The sequence below is a fragment of the Ensifer sp. WSM1721 genome, from assembly GCF_000513895.2.
Taxonomy (GTDB): Bacteria; Pseudomonadota; Alphaproteobacteria; order Rhizobiales; family Rhizobiaceae; genus Sinorhizobium.
In genome coordinates, this window is record NZ_CP165783.1 from 1,494,618 (window position 1) to 1,511,564 (window position 16,947).

General features: G+C 63.5%; 14 protein-coding genes. 13 read left to right on the plus strand and 1 reads right to left on the minus strand.

Annotation, left to right across the window (positions count from 1 at the left end; translation table 11 throughout):
- Nucleotides 1-34 precede the first annotated feature (34 nt).
- The 13 genes from M728_RS24580 to M728_RS24640 all read left to right on the plus strand — a co-directional run bounded on the left by M728_RS24580 (nucleotide 35) and on the right by M728_RS24640 (nucleotide 15,784).
- Nucleotides 35-1,048 carry an ABC transporter ATP-binding protein gene (locus tag M728_RS24580; RefSeq protein ID WP_026621230.1) on the plus strand — a complete coding sequence of 338 codons (1,014 nt, stop codon included), beginning with the start codon at nucleotides 35-37 and terminating at the stop codon, nucleotides 1,046-1,048.
- A complete protein-coding gene (locus tag M728_RS24585; protein ID WP_026621231.1) occupies nucleotides 1,045-2,043 on the plus strand; it encodes an ABC transporter ATP-binding protein in 999 nt (332 codons plus the stop codon). The genes M728_RS24580 and M728_RS24585 overlap by 4 nt, the downstream gene beginning before the upstream one ends.
- On the plus strand, nucleotides 2,040-2,966 hold the full coding sequence (locus tag M728_RS24590; protein ID WP_026621232.1) for an ABC transporter permease: 927 nt from the start codon (nucleotides 2,040-2,042) through the stop codon (nucleotides 2,964-2,966). Before M728_RS24585 ends, M728_RS24590 begins: the two co-directional genes overlap by 4 nt.
- 11 nt (nucleotides 2,967-2,977) lie before the next feature.
- Entirely contained in the window at nucleotides 2,978-3,856 is an 879-nt protein-coding gene (locus M728_RS24595; RefSeq protein WP_026621233.1) for an ABC transporter permease, read from the plus strand.
- An 11-nt stretch (nucleotides 3,857-3,867) separates the two neighbouring features.
- A complete protein-coding gene (locus M728_RS24600) occupies nucleotides 3,868-4,611 on the plus strand; it encodes a glycerophosphodiester phosphodiesterase family protein (protein ID WP_026621234.1) in 744 nt (247 codons plus the stop codon).
- 86 nt (nucleotides 4,612-4,697) lie between these two features.
- A complete protein-coding gene (locus tag M728_RS24605; RefSeq protein ID WP_026621235.1) occupies nucleotides 4,698-5,594 on the plus strand; it encodes a hypothetical protein in 897 nt (298 codons plus the stop codon).
- Nucleotides 5,595-6,130: 536 nt separating this feature from the next.
- Nucleotides 6,131-7,414, plus strand: coding sequence for a RhtX/FptX family siderophore transporter (locus M728_RS24610; protein WP_026621236.1), 1,284 nt, complete (start codon nucleotides 6,131-6,133; stop codon nucleotides 7,412-7,414).
- A gap of 28 nt (nucleotides 7,415-7,442) precedes the next feature.
- The gene (locus M728_RS24615; RefSeq protein ID WP_256375589.1) at nucleotides 7,443-8,816 is read left to right on the plus strand and encodes a diaminobutyrate--2-oxoglutarate transaminase; all 1,374 of its coding nucleotides are present in this window, start codon (nucleotides 7,443-7,445) and stop codon (nucleotides 8,814-8,816) included.
- A complete protein-coding gene (locus M728_RS24620; RefSeq protein ID WP_026621238.1) occupies nucleotides 8,813-10,300 on the plus strand; it encodes an aspartate aminotransferase family protein in 1,488 nt (495 codons plus the stop codon). The genes M728_RS24615 and M728_RS24620 overlap by 4 nt, the downstream gene beginning before the upstream one ends.
- A complete protein-coding gene (locus tag M728_RS24625; RefSeq protein ID WP_026621239.1) occupies nucleotides 10,287-12,044 on the plus strand; it encodes an IucA/IucC family siderophore biosynthesis protein in 1,758 nt (585 codons plus the stop codon). The genes M728_RS24620 and M728_RS24625 overlap by 14 nt, the downstream gene beginning before the upstream one ends.
- A complete protein-coding gene (locus tag M728_RS24630; protein WP_026621240.1) occupies nucleotides 12,037-12,627 on the plus strand; it encodes a GNAT family N-acetyltransferase in 591 nt (196 codons plus the stop codon). The genes M728_RS24625 and M728_RS24630 overlap by 8 nt, the downstream gene beginning before the upstream one ends.
- A 3-nt stretch (nucleotides 12,628-12,630) precedes the next feature.
- Nucleotides 12,631-13,995, plus strand: a complete 1,365-nt coding sequence (gene basC / locus M728_RS24635) for a putative histamine N-monooxygenase (protein WP_026621241.1) — start codon at nucleotides 12,631-12,633, stop codon at nucleotides 13,993-13,995.
- Nucleotides 13,979-15,784, plus strand: a complete 1,806-nt coding sequence (locus M728_RS24640) for an IucA/IucC family siderophore biosynthesis protein (RefSeq protein ID WP_026621242.1) — start codon at nucleotides 13,979-13,981, stop codon at nucleotides 15,782-15,784. The genes basC and M728_RS24640 overlap by 17 nt, the downstream gene beginning before the upstream one ends.
- Before the next feature lie 71 nt (nucleotides 15,785-15,855).
- Here the strand turns inward: M728_RS24640 and M728_RS24645 are convergent, their stop codons facing one another.
- Nucleotides 15,856-16,803, minus strand: coding sequence for an AraC family transcriptional regulator (locus tag M728_RS24645; RefSeq protein WP_026621243.1), 948 nt, complete (start codon nucleotides 16,801-16,803; stop codon nucleotides 15,856-15,858).
- Nucleotides 16,804-16,947: the final 144 nt, after the last annotated feature.

The following is a 16,947-nucleotide window of genomic DNA, read 5'->3' on the forward strand; positions in this document are numbered from 1 at the left end:
TGCCGCCGCGGCCGGAACTAAGCGGGGATGAGAAATGGGCTCAGCCAATCCCAATCTGGTGGAATTGCGGGATCTGAAGGTCACCTTCGACGGTATGCAAGTCCTCCATGGCATCGATCTCAACGTCGCCAAGGGAGAGGCACTCGGGCTTGTCGGCGAGTCCGGTTGCGGCAAGTCGGTGACCTGGCTCGCGGCGCTCGGACTGCTGCCGGGCAAGGCGGCGGTCACGGGCTCCGTCCGCGTCGATGGCCGCGAACTGTGCGGCGCCCGGCGTTCCGTCTTGGAAGAAATCCGGGGCGGGCGGATCGCAATGATTTTCCAGGACCCGTCGAGTTCGCTCAACCCGGTTCTCATCGTCGGCCGGCAGATCGTCGAGGCGCTTCGCATCCACCGCGGCCTTTGCGGCGGGGCCGCCCGAGCCGAGGCCTTGCGGCTCATGGACATGGTCGGCATCCCGGATCCGCCGCGGCGCTTCGATCTCTATCCGCACGAGTTCTCCGGCGGACAGTGTCAGCGCCTGATGATCGCGATGGCGCTTGCCGGGCAGCCGGAGCTCCTGATCGCGGACGAACCGACGACGGCGCTCGATGCGACCATCCAGGCGCAGATCCTCGATCTTCTGAACACGCTTCGGGCGGAGACCGGCATGGCGCTCGTCTTCATCAGCCATGACCTCGGGGCGGTCTCGCAGGTTTGCGAGCGCGTCTGCGTCATGTACGCCGGCCGGATCGTCGAGGAGGGGACCGTCGCGCAACTCTTCTCTGCGCCGCGGCATCCCTATACGCGCGGGCTGTTCGACGCCATTCCGCGGATCGACGGGCCGCGGGACCGGCTCGTCCCGATTCCCGGAACGGTGCCGAACCCGAAACAGCTTTCCGAGGGCTGTTCCTTTTCCCCGCGCTGTCCGCGCGCCGTCGATGCCTGCGGGCGCGAGCGTCCGCCTCTAATGCCGCAAGATGACGGCCGCCGGCTCGCCTGCACCCGTCCCGTGCCATTGGCCACACGTGCTGAAGCCAAAAGAAGAATTCCCCAAGGGGTGATGCCGTGAATCCGTTGGTCGAAGCGGACCGCCTCGTCCGCATCTACGAAACCCGGCGCGGTCTCTTCGGCCGCGCGGGCCGGGTCCGGGCTGTCGACGGTGTTTCACTCGCGGTCATGCCGGGCGAGACGCTCGGCATCGTCGGCGAATCCGGGTCCGGCAAGTCGACATTGGGGCGGATGCTTTTGGGCATCGATCCCGCACAAGCGGGTGAGGTGCGTTTTTCGGGCCGAGCGATGCCGAAATCCGGCACGGCGGAATGGCGGGCGCTGCGCGCGAAAATGCAGCTCGTCTACCAGGACCCGCTGGCGGCGCTCGACCGGCGCTTGCCGATCGCAACACAGGTCGGCGAGCCGCTGGAGATCCACCGGATGATCCCGAAGGAGCACCGCGCTGCCCGTGTGGCGGAGCTGATGGCGGCCGTTGGCCTTCGCCCCGATCAGGCCGGGCGTTTCCCGCACGAGCTTTCCGGCGGCCAACGGCAGCGGGCGGTCATCGCCCGCGCTCTTGCTTCGCGGCCGAAGCTTCTCGTCTGCGACGAGCCCGTTTCCGCCCTCGATGTCTCGATCCAGGCGCAAGTCGTCAATGTGCTGCGCGACCTGCAGGAGCAGAACGGCATCGCCATGGTCTTCATCAGTCATGACCTCAAGGTCGTACGCAATATAGCCGACCGCGTCGCGGTGATGTATCTCGGCCGGATCGTCGAGGAGGCCTCGTCCGACGTGATCTTCCATTCTCCCCAGCATCCCTATACCAAGGCGCTGGTCTCGAGTGTGCCGGTACCCGGCAAGCCGCTCGAAGGCCGGATGATCCTGCAGGGGGAAGCTCCGAACCCGGCCGATCGTCCCTCGGGCTGCGCCTTCCATCCCCGCTGCCCGCTCGCACGCGACATCTGCCGCGCGAGCGTACCGGCGCTTCGCCAGATCGGCAGCGGACGGACGGCAGCCTGTCACGTCGTGGCGGGCGAGGCGGCGTCGCTCGAGACATTGAGGAAACGGGCATGATCCGCTTCGTTCTCGTGCGGCTGCTTCGGGCCGCGATCACGATTCTGGCCGTCGTGACCTTCGCCTTCGTCGTGCTGCGCATGTCCGGCGACCCGGCCCAGGTCATGCTCGGTCCGGACGTTCCGCAGGACGCGCTCGATGCCTTCCGCAGGACCTGGGGTCTGGATCAGCCGCTCTGGATACAATACCTCGCCTATATCAAGTCGATCTTCACCGGCGATTTCGGCGTATCCATGCGTGACAAGGCTTCGGCGCTTCATCTGGTGCTGGAGCGGGTGCCGGCCACGCTGCAACTGACCTTGCCGGCGCTGATACTCAAGCTTCTGATCGGCATTCCGGCCGGCGTCTATGCCGCGCTTCACCGCCAGAGCTTCGCCGACCGCGGCGTCATCATGCTGGCGATCATGGGTTTCACTATCCCGTCCTTCGTCATGGGGCTGGTGCTCGTGCTGGTCTTTTCGGTTCTTCTCGGCGTCCTGCCGTCCGGCGGCCAGGATACATGGGTGCACGGCATCCTGCCGACGATCACGATGAGCATCGGCGGCATCGGCATTCTCGCCCGCTTCTCGCGCAGCGCCATGATCGAGGTGATGGGGCAACCCTATATCCGGACCGCGTCCGCCAAAGGAGTGAAATGGCGCGACGTGATCTGGAGCCATGCGCTCCCCAATGCTGCGGTCCCGATCGTAACGATCGTCGGCTTCATGGTCGGCTCGCTGATCGCCGGCGCCGTCGTCGTGGAATCGATCTTTTCCTGGCCGGGCATCGGGCGGCTTCTGGTGGTTTCGGTGAGCAATCGAGACCTCGCCGTCGTGCAGTGCATTCTGCTGATCATCGCTGCGGCGATGGTGGTGTCGAACCTTGTCGTCGACCTGCTCTATGGCTGGCTGGATCCTCGCCTGCGTTCGCATGCGGCTCATTGAGGAGAGACGGGATGGCGTCTGTTGATGTGACCGAGAGGGCGTCGCCGGGGCGGCTCCGAGGCTTCACCGCATCGCTCCGCCGAAAGATGCCGATCTCGGTGGCGTTCGGCGTCTTCTGGTTGGCGGCCATGTTCGTGATCGCCCTTTTCGCCGGCTACCTGCGGCCCTACGAGATCACCGCCATGGATCTGACGAGCCGGCTTTCTCCGCCGGGCGCGTTCAAGCACTGGCTCGGCACCGACGAACTTGGCCGGGATGTCTTGTCGCGGCTGATCCAATCGATCCGCGTGTCGCTGATCATCGCCTTCGGCGCGACGATCTTGTCTGCCGTCTTCGGCACGACGCTCGGCTTCGCGGCGGCGCGCTTCCGCGGCATGGTCGAGCACCTCGTGCTCGTGCTTGCGGATTTCCAGGCAGCTCTGCCGTTTCTCATCATGTCGCTCGCGGTGCTCGCTTTCTTCGGTTCGTCCATGATGCTGCTCGTCTGCCTGATGGGTTTTTATGGATGGGAGCGCTATGCGCGCATCGCCCGCGGACTGGCGATTTCGGCCGGAGCGCAGGGCTATGCCGCCGCAGTGGTGCAGCTAGGGGCCACGCCGGCGCGGGTCTATCTTCGTCATATCCTCCCCAATGTCGCATCGACCCTGATCGTATCGATGACGCTGACTTTCCCGGAAATCATCCTGATGGAAAGCGGGCTCTCCTTCCTCGGTCTCGGCGTGCAGCCGCCGGAAACGAGCCTCGGCAATATGGTCGGCTTCGGGCGCGAGTATCTGACCCGCGCCCCCTGGATCATGCTCGCCCCAGCTGCCGTCATCATGCTCACGACCCTTTCCATCTCGCTTGTCGGAGACTGGCTCCGCGATAAGCTCGATCCCACCTTGCGATGAGGAATATTGGCATGACGAAGATCATCGGCCATCGCGGCGCCCGCAATCTTTGGCCGGAAAATTCGCTGACGGGCTTTCGCCATGCGATAGAGCTCGGCGTCGATGCGATCGAGTTCGACGTGCATCTCACCGATTCTGGCGAGCTACTCGTCATCCACGACGCCACGCTCGACAGGACTGCGCAAGCGACCGGACCGGTGCGCCGTCTGACGCCCGAGGCGCGGGCGACCACGAGACTGCTAGATGCAGACGAGGCGATCCCGACCTTGGCGGATGTGCTGGCCGTTCTGGCACCCGAGGGCGGTCCGCACCTGCATGTCGAGATCAAGGTCGATGAAACCGGTACGCCCTATCCGGACGTCGCCCGGCGCGTGGCGGAGGAGCTTCGCCGCTTCGGGGTCGACAATCGCGCCCATCTCACCTCTTTCGATACATCCGTGCTGGCGGATTGCCGCCGCCATGCGCCGCATGTCGCGCGCCTCGTTTCCGTGAACGCCGATTGGGCGGGGAGGCAGGGAGGTCTTGCCGCTTTTCTCGCTGCCGTCGACGACCTCGTCGAGATCGTCGCTGTCCATCACGAGCTGATGGCGGCCGAATGGCAGCTGATCCGCAGGACACTGCCGCTGGAGCGCCTGTGCGTCTGGACCGTCAACGAAGAAGCGGAAATCCGTTACTGGCTCGACCGAGGCATCGGCCACCTGACATCCGATCGGCCCGATCTGGCGCTCCGTCTGCGCGGCGCCATTGCCGCATAAAGCAGACCCTTGCAGTCCATCCGATTGAACCATGACATCGGGACGAACGTTTGTGAGCCGACCAGTTTCGTCGATAGGCTCACGTCGTGGAGGACTTCAATCAGAAACCCGCGCGCGAAGACGAGGAAAGGCCCGGTGCCTTCGCGGCATTTCCCTATGACCGAATGACGGTCGAGCGCTTTCGCGAGGCCTTTCCTCGCGCGAGGTGGGACGACGAGCGGCGGAGCTGGTTCGTGCCGGGAAAAACCGCTGCCCGACGCGTAAACCGCTGGCTGGCGCGTGAAGCCGAGTTTCACGACGTCTATGGCGACCTCAAGGGGCGCGATGCCTATGCGTTCGATCCGATTACAAGTCCCTATCTCGAGGTCGGCGACGATCTGCGCGTCCGAACGCCTTATTCCAAAACCGTCCTCGATCTGCTGCGCGCAGTTCCGTGGGCGCACTGGGACGACGATCTGCGCGTCTGGCGGGTGCCGTTCCGGTCCTACGAGGAGCTGCGGCGCCGTTGGCAGAAGATCGAGGAGGCTGCACGACGGAGTGAACCCGAGGAAAGAAAACGGCGAAGGGAAGCGAAGAAGAACTCCGAGGAGCAAAAGGCCGCCCGATTGCGCGCAGCGGAGCGCCGACGTCGCCGCTATCCCTTGCCTGCGGAGGAGTTGCCGCCGCTTGAACGGCCCGTGGCGACAAATCAATACGGCATTGTCGTCTTCACCGACATATCCGGGGAACTCGTCGAGCCGTCCTCGATGATCGAATATTATCCTCACACGTCCCAAGCCGACCGCGACTATGTCTGGGGAACCTGGCGCTTGCCGACGCTGGCGGAGCTTATCGCCACCTGGCCTGCCCGTCGGGAGGCAGCCCTCAGCGACCATTTCCGCGGCTGGTGGCAGCCGACGCTCGCCGAGCTTAGAATCGCCCGTCGGAGCGCACGCTCGCTCGAGCGCCGGCGACAAAGGCGTGCGCTTAGCCCATCCTCGTAAACGCCCTTTACAGCGCCGCGCGTCTTATCAGACGCGTGAAGGCGCTGTAACACTTTGAGTGCTGCATGTTTTTATCCTTAAAATCGGATAGGATTTAAGGAAACATGCAGTAGACGCGTGTTATTTGCTGCCCCGATGTGGATCCTTGCCGGCCGACTGGCTGCTTTTCTTGACGTCGTCCTTTTTCCCCTGATCGCCGGCGCGATTTCCGCCATGAGTGCCCTTCGAGCTCTTGGCGGTCTTTCCGTCTTTAATGTTTGTAGCCATCTCGCATTCCTCCAAAAAATCGGGTGCTCGACAGGGTGCAACCGGGCATCGACGGTAAAGTTCCGCTGTTTTTCCGGCACCGGCTCGTTTCCCGACCGGTCTAAAAACGCCCGTTCGCAATTGTCTTAATCAGGTTCGTTCCCATCCAAGCCTTTCGCGGCCCGCAGATTTAAAGATGAGAAAAATACTCCTGTTTAAACGGCGGTTGGAATTCGCCAGACGGGAGCAATCTCCAATGCTCGGCGCCGCGCGCAAGGGACGTATCTGCAATGACCATTATGCAAACTACTCCAGCGGTCGGGGAACGAACGACCGTGCAAGGTGCCGGAAGACTTTACGCGGTATTGGGCGGGCTCTATCTCGCCCAGGGGATCCCGACGTACCTTCTGCTCGTGGCGCTGCCGCCTCTGATGCGCGAGAGCGGCGCATCGCGCACCGCGATCGGCCTGTTCTCACTTCTCATGCTGCCGCTGGTGCTGAAGTTCGCGATCGCGCCGCTGGTCGATCGGTGGGCGCTTTGGCCAAATCTCGGCCACCGTCGCGGCTGGGTGGTGCCGACGCAGCTCCTCGTCAGTGCCGGCATCGCCTCGATGGCCCTGTTCGAACCTCACGAAGCCGGCGCACTCTTCGCGATCGGCATCTGCATTACGCTTCTTTCCTCGGTGCAGGACATCGCGACCGACGGCTATGCGGTGCGGCATCTGACCGGAAGGACGCGGCCGATCGGCAATGCGGTGCAGGCGGGCTCGGTCGCTCTCGGCGTCATCGTCGGCGGCACACTGACGCTGGTCCTCTTTCACAAGATCGGCTGGCAGCCGACGATCCTGCTGGTCGCGGGCCTGTCCCTGCTGCCGCTCGTCGCGGCAATCTGGATGCAGGACAGGGTTGAGCAGAGCCCGGACGCGACCTCGCGAAAGCAAGAAAGCCGAAAGCGAGCAAGCCTTATCGGCTTCTTCCGGCGGCCGAACGCCTGGATGATCCTTGCCTTCGCCCTCACCTACCGCGCGAGCGAGGGTCTCGTGCGCGGCATGGAAGGCGCCTATCTCGTCGACAGCAAGGTGGCGACCGCCTGGATCGGCTATCTGTCCGGCGGTGCGGCCGCAACCGCGGGACTTCTCGGCGCAGTCATCGCCGCGCTCATCATCCGCAAGGCGGGATTGACGGCGACGCTCATTCTGCTTGGCGGGCTTCGCAGCCTCTGCTTTCTCGCCTTCGCGCTCAATGCCTTCGGCATCTGGCCCGGAGTCGCGGTTGCCATGTCGGCCTCCGCCGCCCAGACCCTGATCCGCTACATGGAACTGGTCGCCATCTATTCTTTCTTCATGGCGTCCTCTTCGGACGATCAGCCGGGCACGGACTTCACGATCCTGAGCTGCGCCGAACTGGTCGTCTATCTGATCGGTACCTCGATCGCAGGCTACCTTGCCGACCAGTTCGGCTACGCAACGCTCTTTTCCTCGGCGACAGTCATTTCGGTGCTCGGCATCGGAGTCTCCGCCTGGATGCTGGAAAGGATCAAGGCGCGGCCGGCACCCGCTCTGTCGGGCGCCTGAGCCCGCCGCCAGACCTCAACGGAAAATCATGAACGGAGTTGATCTCATGGATGCTTCCGCACGCGCCACCAATGGTTTCTATCTCGACCGACAGGCGAGACGAGAGTCGAATGCCCGCAGCTATCCGCGGCGCTTTCCCGTTGCGCTGAAATCGGCCTTCGGCTGCACGGTCACCGATGTCGACGGCAGAACCTATCTCGATTGCCTCGCGGGCGCCGGAACGCTAGCGCTCGGCCATAATCACCCGGAGGTGATCGAGACGCTGCAGGAGGTGCTCAGCTCCGGACTGCCGCTCCACACTCTCGATCTGACGACGCCGGTAAAGGACCAGTTTGTCGCCGACGTCTTCGACACCCTTCCCTCCGGGTTGCGGGAGGAAGCCAGAATCCAGTTCTGCTCGCCGAGCGGCACGGATGCCGTCGAGGCCGCCATCAAGCTTGCAAAGACCGCGACCGGCCGCACCGATGTAATCTCGTTCCGCGGCGCCTATCACGGCATGTCGCAGGGCTCGCTTTCCCTCATGGGCTCGCTCGGACCGAAGGCACAGGTCGGCCAACTCGTGCCGGGTGCGCATTTCTTTCCCTACCCCTATGCCTATCGTTGCCCGTTTGGCCGGGGAGGGGAGGAAACCGCGAGCCTTGCCGCCGAATATTTCGAGCGGGCGCTGCGTGATCCCGAGGGCGGCATCAATCTCCCAGCCGCCGTCATTCTCGAAGCGGTGCAGGGCGAAGGCGGCGTCATTCCGGCTCCGGCGGAATGGCTGCGCGCGGTCCGCCGCGTGACGCGCGATCTCGGCATTCCGCTGATCCTCGACGAAGTCCAGAGCGGCATCGGCCGCACGGGCAGCTTCTACGCCTTCCAGAAGGCTGGCATCATCCCTGACATCGTCGTCCTGTCGAAGGCGATCGGCGGCGGCCTGCCGCTGGCAGTCGTGATCTACCGCGAGGGTCTCGACCTCTGGAAGCCGGGCGCCCATGCGGGCACTTTCCGCGGCAATCAGTTGGCGATGGCGGCCGGCTCCAAGACGCTGGAGATCATCGAGCGGGACGGGCTTGTCGAGCGCGCCGCGATTGCCGGGCGGAGGCTGCGCGCCAATCTCGAACGCATCGCGGCTGAGACGCCCTATATCGGCGAAGTGCGCGGCGAAGGGCTGATGCTGGGCGTCGAAGTCGTCGATCCGGCCGGCCGGCCGGATGTGCTCGGTCACCCGCCGCATGGCCCGGAGATCGCCCGGATGATCCAGAATGAGGTGTTCCGCGCCGGGGTCATCCTCGAAACCGGCGGCCGCTACGGCAGCGTGCTGCGCCTCTTGCCGCCGCTTGTCATCTCGGACGAGGAGATCGATCAGGTCTCGGGCGTCCTTGCCTCCGCGTTCGAGCGCCTCGGACGCAAGGCCGCATGAACATGAATGTCGCCGCATTAAAGCTCGCGCCGGCCGCTGAGGCGGATCACGCCGATCAGATACTTGGCACCGACACGCCATCACGTCTGGCTTTCAAAGACGCGATGCTGCAGGCTGTCGACATGGTCGCCCATGGAACGGCGGCCGCAAGCAGCCTTTACTCCGGAACGAGCGTTCAGGGACTGCGCGCGCTTCTTGACGATCTTGATCCGCTTCCGAAGGTCGGAACAGGGATCGCCGCCGCGCTCGCCGATATAGGGCGGCCGGCGCTCGAGCATGCGCTGACGGTCGGTCATCCGGCGGCTATCGCGCATCTTCATTGCCCGGTTGCCGTGCCCGCATTGGCCGCCGAAGTGCTGATCTCGGCCACCAACCAGTCGCTCGATTCGTGGGATCAATCGCCGTTCGCCACGCTCGTCGAAGAGCGGGTGATCACATTTCTTACGGAACTTGCAGGGCTGCCCGCCTCGGCAAGCGGCAATTTCACGAGCGGCGGCAGCCAGTCGAACATGACGGTTTTGTATCTGGCCGCCGAGCGCTACGGCGCCGACGCACGGAAGTCCGGCGTTATTCTCACATCGGAACACTCGCATTTCAGCATCCGCAAGAGTGCCACCATCCTGGGCTTTGCGGATGATGCGGTCATTTCCATCGCATCGGACGAAGCGGGCCGGATGTCGATGCCGGCGCTCAAAGCCGGCCTGCAGCGGGTCCTCGGCGACGGCCGCATGCCGATTGCCGTGGTTGCGACGGCGGGAACGACGGATCTCGGCGCCATCGATCCATTGGTTGAAATCGCCGATGTCGCTGCCGCGCGGAATCTCTGGATGCATGTGGACGCCGCCTATGGCGGCGGGCTTCTCTTTTCCCGCCACAGCGACCGTCTTGAAGGACTGGAGCGCGCCGATTCCATCGCGCTCGATTTTCACAAGATGCTGTTCCAGCCGATCAGTTGCGGTGCGCTTCTCATTCGCGATCGGGCGCATTTCGCCCCGCTTGCGAGCAAGGCCGACTACCTCAATCCGGAGAATGCCGTCTTCGCCGATGCGCCCAACCTCGTCGAGCGTTCGATGCAGACCACGCGCAGAGCCGATGCACTGAAGGTTCTCATGACCATGCGCGCGATCGGCCGCGACGGCCTCGACGCATTGATCTGCCAGACGCTGGAAAACACCCGTGCTGCGGCGGAGGCGGTGGAGGCGCGCGATTATCTGCGCCTCGCTCGGCCGCCGTCACTATCGACCGTGCTCTTCCGTTACGTCTCGGCCGGCGGACCGGAACTCTCCGATGCGATCACGCTAAAGACGCGAGCCGCACTTTTCCATGCCGGCATCGCGGCGCTTGCGACGACCGTTGTCGACGGTCGCGTCCACTTCAAGCTCACGCTGCTCAATCCGCGTTCAACCCCCGACGTCGTCCACCGTGTTCTCGATGCGATCGGTGAAACGGCCCGTGAACTGGAGGCTCACCATGCACGCACATGATGCTGCAACGCTTACCCTGCGCTCTCTTCTCAATTGCGTGGCGCGCGAATATGCCGATTGCGTTCGCTGGTCGGACGAATCCGGACGGTCGCACTTCACGGTGACGTTCCCGGACGGCCGCGGCAGCCTCGATCTACCCGTCCTTTATCGTTCGCCGACGGGCCATCACCTGTTCGGTGAACCGGTGATGCTGACCGACGAAAACGGCTCGGCGACGATCGGCGCCGCAGAAGCGATAACGGCCGTAATAGAACGCCTCGAACCTTCCGCCGCGGCAAAGGACGGCCGGGCCGACCTGCTGAACCGCACGCATTCCAGTCGGCTCTTCATCGAAGCGGCGCTTGCGGCGCGCCAGGCCGATCTCGCCGGTCTCGCCGCGGAGGAGGTCTCCTTCGTCGCGGCGGAACAGGGGCTGATTGCCGGCCACGGTATTCACCCCTGCCCGAAGAGCCGGGAAGGAATGACGGAGGCGGAATCGCGTCGCTATTCACCGGAATTCGCAGCCGCATTTCCGCTACGCTGGTTCGCCGTCGAGCGCCGCCTTTTCCATACGGGCCATTCCGAGGGCTCGCCTTCGGCCGAAGAGTGGCTGAAGACCGCAATGGGGCACGATCTCGATGGCATCAGAGCGCGTTTGCCCGCACGAGATTTCGCCCTGCTGCCGGTGCATCCGTGGCAGGCCGATGAGATGCTGAAGGATCCCGCGGTGGCGGCGCTTGCGGCGGACGGCCGCCTGATCGATTGCGGCGAAGCCGGCAAGCCGTGGTTCCCGACGTCGTCCGTGCGTTCGCTCTACCGACCGGACGCGCCCTTCATGCTGAAGCTTTCGCTGGGCGTCGGCATCACCAATTCCGTCCGCGTCAATCTCGCCCGCGAGCTGCTTCGTGGCGACGACATGTACCGCTTCCGCCGCCATCGGCTCTGGCAGGATTTCTCGCGGGTCTATCCGGGACTGACGCTCGTGCCCGACCCGGCCTATATGGGCGTCAAGGTCGACGGGACCGTGATCGACGGCCTCTCCGTATCGATGCGGGAGAATCCTTTCACCGGCGCGGATGCCGATCGCAACGCGTCGCTGCTCGCTGCCCTATGCGAGCACCTGCCGGGTCGCGGCAGCCGGCTCGGAGCCTTGCTCCGCAACCGGGCGCGGCTGGAAGGACGTCCTCTCGACGCGGTTGCGCGAGCCTGGTTCGAGCGGTTTCTGACCGTCTTCGTCCGGCCGGTCTTCGGGCTTTATCTGCGCCACGGCATCGCCATGGAGGCTCACCAGCAGAACATCGTGATCGAGATCGAGGACGGTTATCCGATCGGCGTATTCTATCGCGATAATCAGGGCTTCTTCCACCATGAGCGCGCGCACAAGGCGCTTGTCGAGGCGCTGCCCGGTCTCGGCGAGCCGAGCGAGTCCGTCTTCGGCGAGGAAGCGGTGGACGAGCGCCTGCTCTACTACGCCTTCATCAACTCGGTCCTCGGCATGATCGGAGCGCTCGGGCGGGAAGGACTTGTCGACGAGACCGCGCTCCTTTCGATGCTGCGCAGCGAGTTGCTGCGGCTTGAGGCGCTGGAGGGCGCGAATTCTCGGCTCGTGCGCAAGATGCTGGCGCCGACCCTGCAGTGCAAGGCGAACCTCAAGACGCGCCTTGCACGTATGGACGAGCTTGTCGGCCCGCTCGAAACGCAATCGGTCTATCTCGAAATCCCTAACCCCCTGCTCGAGACCGAAAAGGCCCTGGCCGATGCTTGAGATCAGCAAGCCGGACACGGCGTTCGCCTACTTGCGCTACGATCCCGACATTGGGCGGACGATCAGCTTCCGCCTTCTGGAGAAGGAGCGTGATCTGGAGCTCCTGTGGCGGTGGATGAACCAGGCGCATGTGGTGCCGCAATGGAAGATGGCGAAGCCGATCGCAGACATCGCCGCCTACATCGAGACCAATCTCGCCGATCCGCATCAGGACCCCTATATCGGCTTCGTCGACGGGACCCCGATGAGCTATTGGGAGGCCTATTGGGCGAAGGACGATATTCTCGGCCGCTATTATCCGGCCGAGGAGAAGGACCGGGGCTGGCACATGCTGGTCGGCGAACCCGCATTTTTCGGCCGCGGCATTGCGCCCGCGGTCATCCGTGCCTTCACCCGTTTCCTCTTTCTCGACGACCCCGAGACCCGCAAAGTTGTCGGCGAACCGAGCGTCGCGGCCCGGCGTCTGCTTCGCTATGCGCCGGTCTGCGCCTTCGAGGAGCAGGGCGAAATCGATCTTCCCGACAAGCGCGCCAAACTGATGTTTTGCCACCGGGAACGCTTCATCCAACAATTCGGATTATAAGTCATGACGGATTTCGATCTGGCGGGGATCGGCATCGGGCCGTTCAATCTCGGCCTTGCGGCTCTTCTCTCCTCCCACGAAAACCTCTCGAGCGTCTTCCTCGAGCGCAAGCCCGCATTTCGCTGGCACGAGGGGCTCATCCTTCCCGGAACGACGCTGCAGGTCCCTTTCATGGCCGACCTCGTGACCATGGCGGACCCGACCCATCGTTTGAGCTTCCTCAATTATCTTGCCGTGCACGATCGCCTGTACAAGTTCTATTTCTACGAGAACTTCATGATCCCGCGGCAGGAATACGACCACTACTGCCGTTGGGCTTCGCATGAGCTTGCCTCCTGCCGCTTCGGCGAGGACGTGGTCGACGTGACGCACGATGCGGCGTCCGATAGCTTCGTCGTCGAAAGCCGCACCGCCTCGGGCGGAAAGCAGCACTATCGAAGCCGCAACATCGCGATCGGCGTGGGTACGGCTCCCCTCCTGCCGCAATGGGCGCGGATCAAGACAACAGCCCCGCTGTTCCATTCCAGCGAGTTCGGAAAACGGCGGATCGAGCTTGCGAAACGGCGCCGCGTCACCGTCATCGGCTCCGGGCAAAGCGCCGCCGAGTGCGTGCTTGCGCTCTACAACGAGCTCACGCCCGACATGGTCGCCGCCGGCGCCTCGATCCAGTGGATTACCCGCTCGGCGGGCTTCTTCCCGATGGAATACTCCAAGCTCGGGCTCGAATATTTCACGCCCGACTACATGCGCCATTTCCATCAGATCGCGTCGGGCAGGCGCCGCGAGATCGTCGCGAACCAGGGCCTGCTCTACAAAGGCATCAGCTTTTCGACCATCGGCGAGATCTTCGATCTCATGTACGAACGCTCGGTCGGCGGACGCGACCCCGGCCTCTCGCTCTTTTCCAATTGCGAGGTCGAGACGCTGGAGGGCGCAGGATCGTCGGGAGCATTGCGCATCCGCATCGCCCACAACCATCTCGACGAGAAGGCGACCGTGGAGACGGACGCGATCGTTGCCGCGACCGGCTACCGGCACGCCTGGCCGGAATGGCTGGACAGGCTCAAGGGCGGCGTTCTCGAAACCTGCGATCGGGGCGACCTGATCGTCGGCGAGGACTTCCGCGCGCGCCGCAGCGATGGCGGCACGGGCAATGTCTTCGTGCAGAACGCCGAAACCTTCCATCACGGCGTCGGCGCGCCCGATCTCGGCCTCGGCGCCTTCCGCAACGCCGTCATCGTCAACCAGCTTCTCGGCCGCGAGCACTACCGGGTGAGCGCGCCGGCGTCCTTCCAGAACTTCGGCCTGCCTTCCCACCAGACCGGCCCGTCCTCGATTTCAGGAGATTTCTATGCCCATGCGTCATGATCCCCTTCTTCCCGGCGCCTTTTCCAAGGAACTCTGGCAGCAGGTCTCCGGACGGCTTTTGGCCAAGGTCATCGAGGAGTTCGCCTACGAACGCGTATTCGGCGTCGAAGAGGAAAAACCGGGACACTACCGTTTCGATATCGGCGAGGTTCGGTATCGCTTCAGAGCCAAGCGCTATGTCTTCGACAACCTCTCGGTCGATCCTGCGAGCATCGTCAAGAGAGAGGGCGGCAGCGACGTCCTCATCCACGACCCGCTTGCCTTCTGCGCGGAGGTGCTGCCGGAGATCGGCGTCAAGCCGATGACGGTCGCGCATTTCATCAAGGAGCTCGGCAATACGCTCGTCGCAGATGCGCATATCGCCGCCCGGGCATCGAAGACCGGTGCGGAGCTTGCGGAGTTGGACGACATTCGCATGGAAGGCGAGACCACGGGCCACCCCTGGGTCACCGTCAGCAAAGGTCGGATCGGGCTCGGCTATTCCGACTATCTCGCCTTTACGCCGGAAAACCAGACGCCGACGGAGGTGCTTTGGCTCGGTGTGAACAAGGATCACGCCTCTTTCGTCGCAGAACCTACGCTCACGAACGAGGGGCTTGTCCGCGAGGCTGTCGGCGTGTCGCGCTACAATGCGTTCTGCGCCGAACTCGCCGCGCATGGGGGCTCCACCGAAACGCACTACATGATGCCGGTCCATCCCTGGCAGTGGGACCACATGATCGTGCCGCATTTCGCCGCCGACATCGCCTCCGGACATATAATGCTGCTCGGCAAGGGAGACGATCTCTACCTGCCGCAGCAATCCGTGCGGACTTTGTCGAACATCTCCCATCCGGAGAAATCGACGTTGAAACTGTGCATGACCATCCTGAATACGGCCGTCTACCGAGGCATTCCCGGAAAGCGCGCGTTGACGGCGGCGCCGCTGACGACGTGGCTCGACGAGCTGCTGGTCAGGGATCGTTTCCTGTCGGAGGAGTGCGGCCTCGTCCTGCTCGGCGAACGGGCGGGCATGCACTATGTGCATCCACAATTCTCCCGGATCGAAGGCGCGCCCTATCAGTTCAACGAGATGCTCGGCTGCCTGTGGCGCGACAGCCTGGCCGCACATCTGAGGCCTGGCGAGAGGGGCATGCCGCTTGCCGCCCTCCTGCATGCCGGCACGGATGGCAAGCCGGTCATACAGGCACTGGCGGAGAAAGCAGGCATTACCGTATCGGAATGGATGGCGCGCTTCTTCGATGTCGTCATCCCCCCGGTTTTCCACCTGCTTGCGAAGCACGGCCTGGCTTTTTCGGCGCACGGCCAGAATGCGACGCTCATTCTGAAGGATGGCCGCCCGGAACGCCTGGCGCTGCGCGACTTCATCGACGACGTCATCGTCTGCGACCAGGAATTTCCCGAAACCGCCAGCATGCCGGAGAAGGTTCGGGCCGTCCTCCTGTGCCTGCCCGCCGACTTCCTGATCCACTTCATCCAAACGACGCTCTTCATTTGCGTCTTCCGCTACATGTCGGTCCTGCTCGATCGGCGCTCCGGCCTCTCCGAAGCCGCTTTTTGGGCCTTGGTGCGCGACGCGGTGCTCAGGTATCAAAGACGCTTCCCCGAGATGGAATCCCGTTTCGCGATCTTCGATCTCTTCGGCGACGAATATCCGCGCCTTTGCCTGAATCGGGTTCGCTTGTTCACGCATGGCTATGCCGATGACGACGAGCGCCCGGTCCCGGACTTCCAGGGTATGGTGGACAATCCACTGGTCGCCTTCGAGAAGCGCAGCAACGCGGCATAGCTGCGTTCAAACTGCGAAGAATAGGAAGGGCTGCCGTCTGGGCGGCCCTTTGCATTTGGAGCCGGCACTTTTCAGGCTGCCATGGCGGCGAGCCGGCGCAGGTCGGAGGGGCGTACGCCATAGCGGCTCCTGAAAGTGCGGTTGAAGTACGAAAGATCGTTGAAGCCGACATTGTAGGCGATCTGGCTGATCGAGGTGGAGTTGCCTTCCGCCAGGATGAGGTCCTTCGCAAGCGCCAGCCGCCGGCCGAGCAGATAGCGAGAGAAAGTCGCTCCCTCCCGGCTGAAGAACTTCTGGATTGCTCTGGGTGTGATGCCCTCGGCCTGCGCCACGTCGGTGATCGAGAAGGAGCCGTTTGCGAGATTCTGCTCGATCAACCTCTTGATCGAGGCCATGCGGTTCTGCGGCGCGTCTCGCGGCCCCATATTGCCGACATGCTCGGCAAGCACCGGCAGAAGATCGTAGAAATGGGCGACCATCATGCCCGCGTGCTCCTCGCTCTGATATTCCTGTCTTAGCAGATAGCCGGCATAGTTCGTCAGCAGTTGCAGCGGCAGGCAATCCGCCGCGAGCGGTTGCATCATCACCGGCTTCAAAGCGCCGCGCACCGCGGCAACTGCATAGGCGGGAAGGTGCGCGCAATCGAAACGACCGCCTTCCGGCAGGGTGATTTCGGACGACGCCTCGGCGGGAAGAAAGATCACGTCTCCGCGAGGCGTCTTCACCTGCTTGCGGCGATGATGCACGACAAGCGGACCGTCCATTGCGCGCATGATCACGATGCCGGCATCACTCACGCCGTTTGCCGCCAGGCGAAGCGGCTTTTTCGGGAAGTAGACCGTTGCCAGCGAAAGAGACACATATCGCCAGAACAATCCGGTCAAACCGGCCAGATCGCCCTCGTCCGTGGCGATCGTCGCCTCTCCGAGCATGTCCAGGAGAATGCTCCTGCAAACGAGTCTGCTTTCGTGATCCGGCAGAGAAAGCGTGCCGAATTTCAGGGGTCGGATTATCTCCATGTCGTGGCCAGCCTTTCCTGTTGACGTTCGCATCCGTCCAAATGAGGTTCGCCATTATCCAAGCGGCGAACACCCATAGCCCATAAAACATGACTTAAATAGTCTTGTATTTGCGGATTGCCCGCTGTCCGCGGCGGCAATTTT

Coding starts and splice junctions, on each gene's coding strand:
- M728_RS24580 (WP_026621230.1), top strand. CDS start 35: ATGGGCTCAGCCAATCCCAATCTGGTGGAATTGCGGGATCTGAAGGTC.
- M728_RS24590 (WP_026621232.1), top strand. CDS start 2,040: ATGATCCGCTTCGTTCTCGTGCGGCTGCTTCGGGCCGCGATCACGATT.
- M728_RS24595 (WP_026621233.1), top strand. CDS start 2,978: ATGGCGTCTGTTGATGTGACCGAGAGGGCGTCGCCGGGGCGGCTCCGA.
- M728_RS24600 (WP_026621234.1), top strand. CDS start 3,868: ATGACGAAGATCATCGGCCATCGCGGCGCCCGCAATCTTTGGCCGGAA.
- M728_RS24610 (WP_026621236.1), top strand. CDS start 6,131: ATGACCATTATGCAAACTACTCCAGCGGTCGGGGAACGAACGACCGTG.
- M728_RS24615 (WP_256375589.1), top strand. CDS start 7,443: ATGAACGGAGTTGATCTCATGGATGCTTCCGCACGCGCCACCAATGGT.
- M728_RS24620 (WP_026621238.1), top strand. CDS start 8,813: ATGAACATGAATGTCGCCGCATTAAAGCTCGCGCCGGCCGCTGAGGCG.
- M728_RS24625 (WP_026621239.1), top strand. CDS start 10,287: ATGCACGCACATGATGCTGCAACGCTTACCCTGCGCTCTCTTCTCAAT.
- M728_RS24630 (WP_026621240.1), top strand. CDS start 12,037: ATGCTTGAGATCAGCAAGCCGGACACGGCGTTCGCCTACTTGCGCTAC.
- basC (WP_026621241.1), top strand. CDS start 12,631: ATGACGGATTTCGATCTGGCGGGGATCGGCATCGGGCCGTTCAATCTC.
- M728_RS24640 (WP_026621242.1), top strand. CDS start 13,979: ATGCCCATGCGTCATGATCCCCTTCTTCCCGGCGCCTTTTCCAAGGAA.
- M728_RS24645 (WP_026621243.1), bottom strand. CDS start 16,803: ATGGAGATAATCCGACCCCTGAAATTCGGCACGCTTTCTCTGCCGGAT.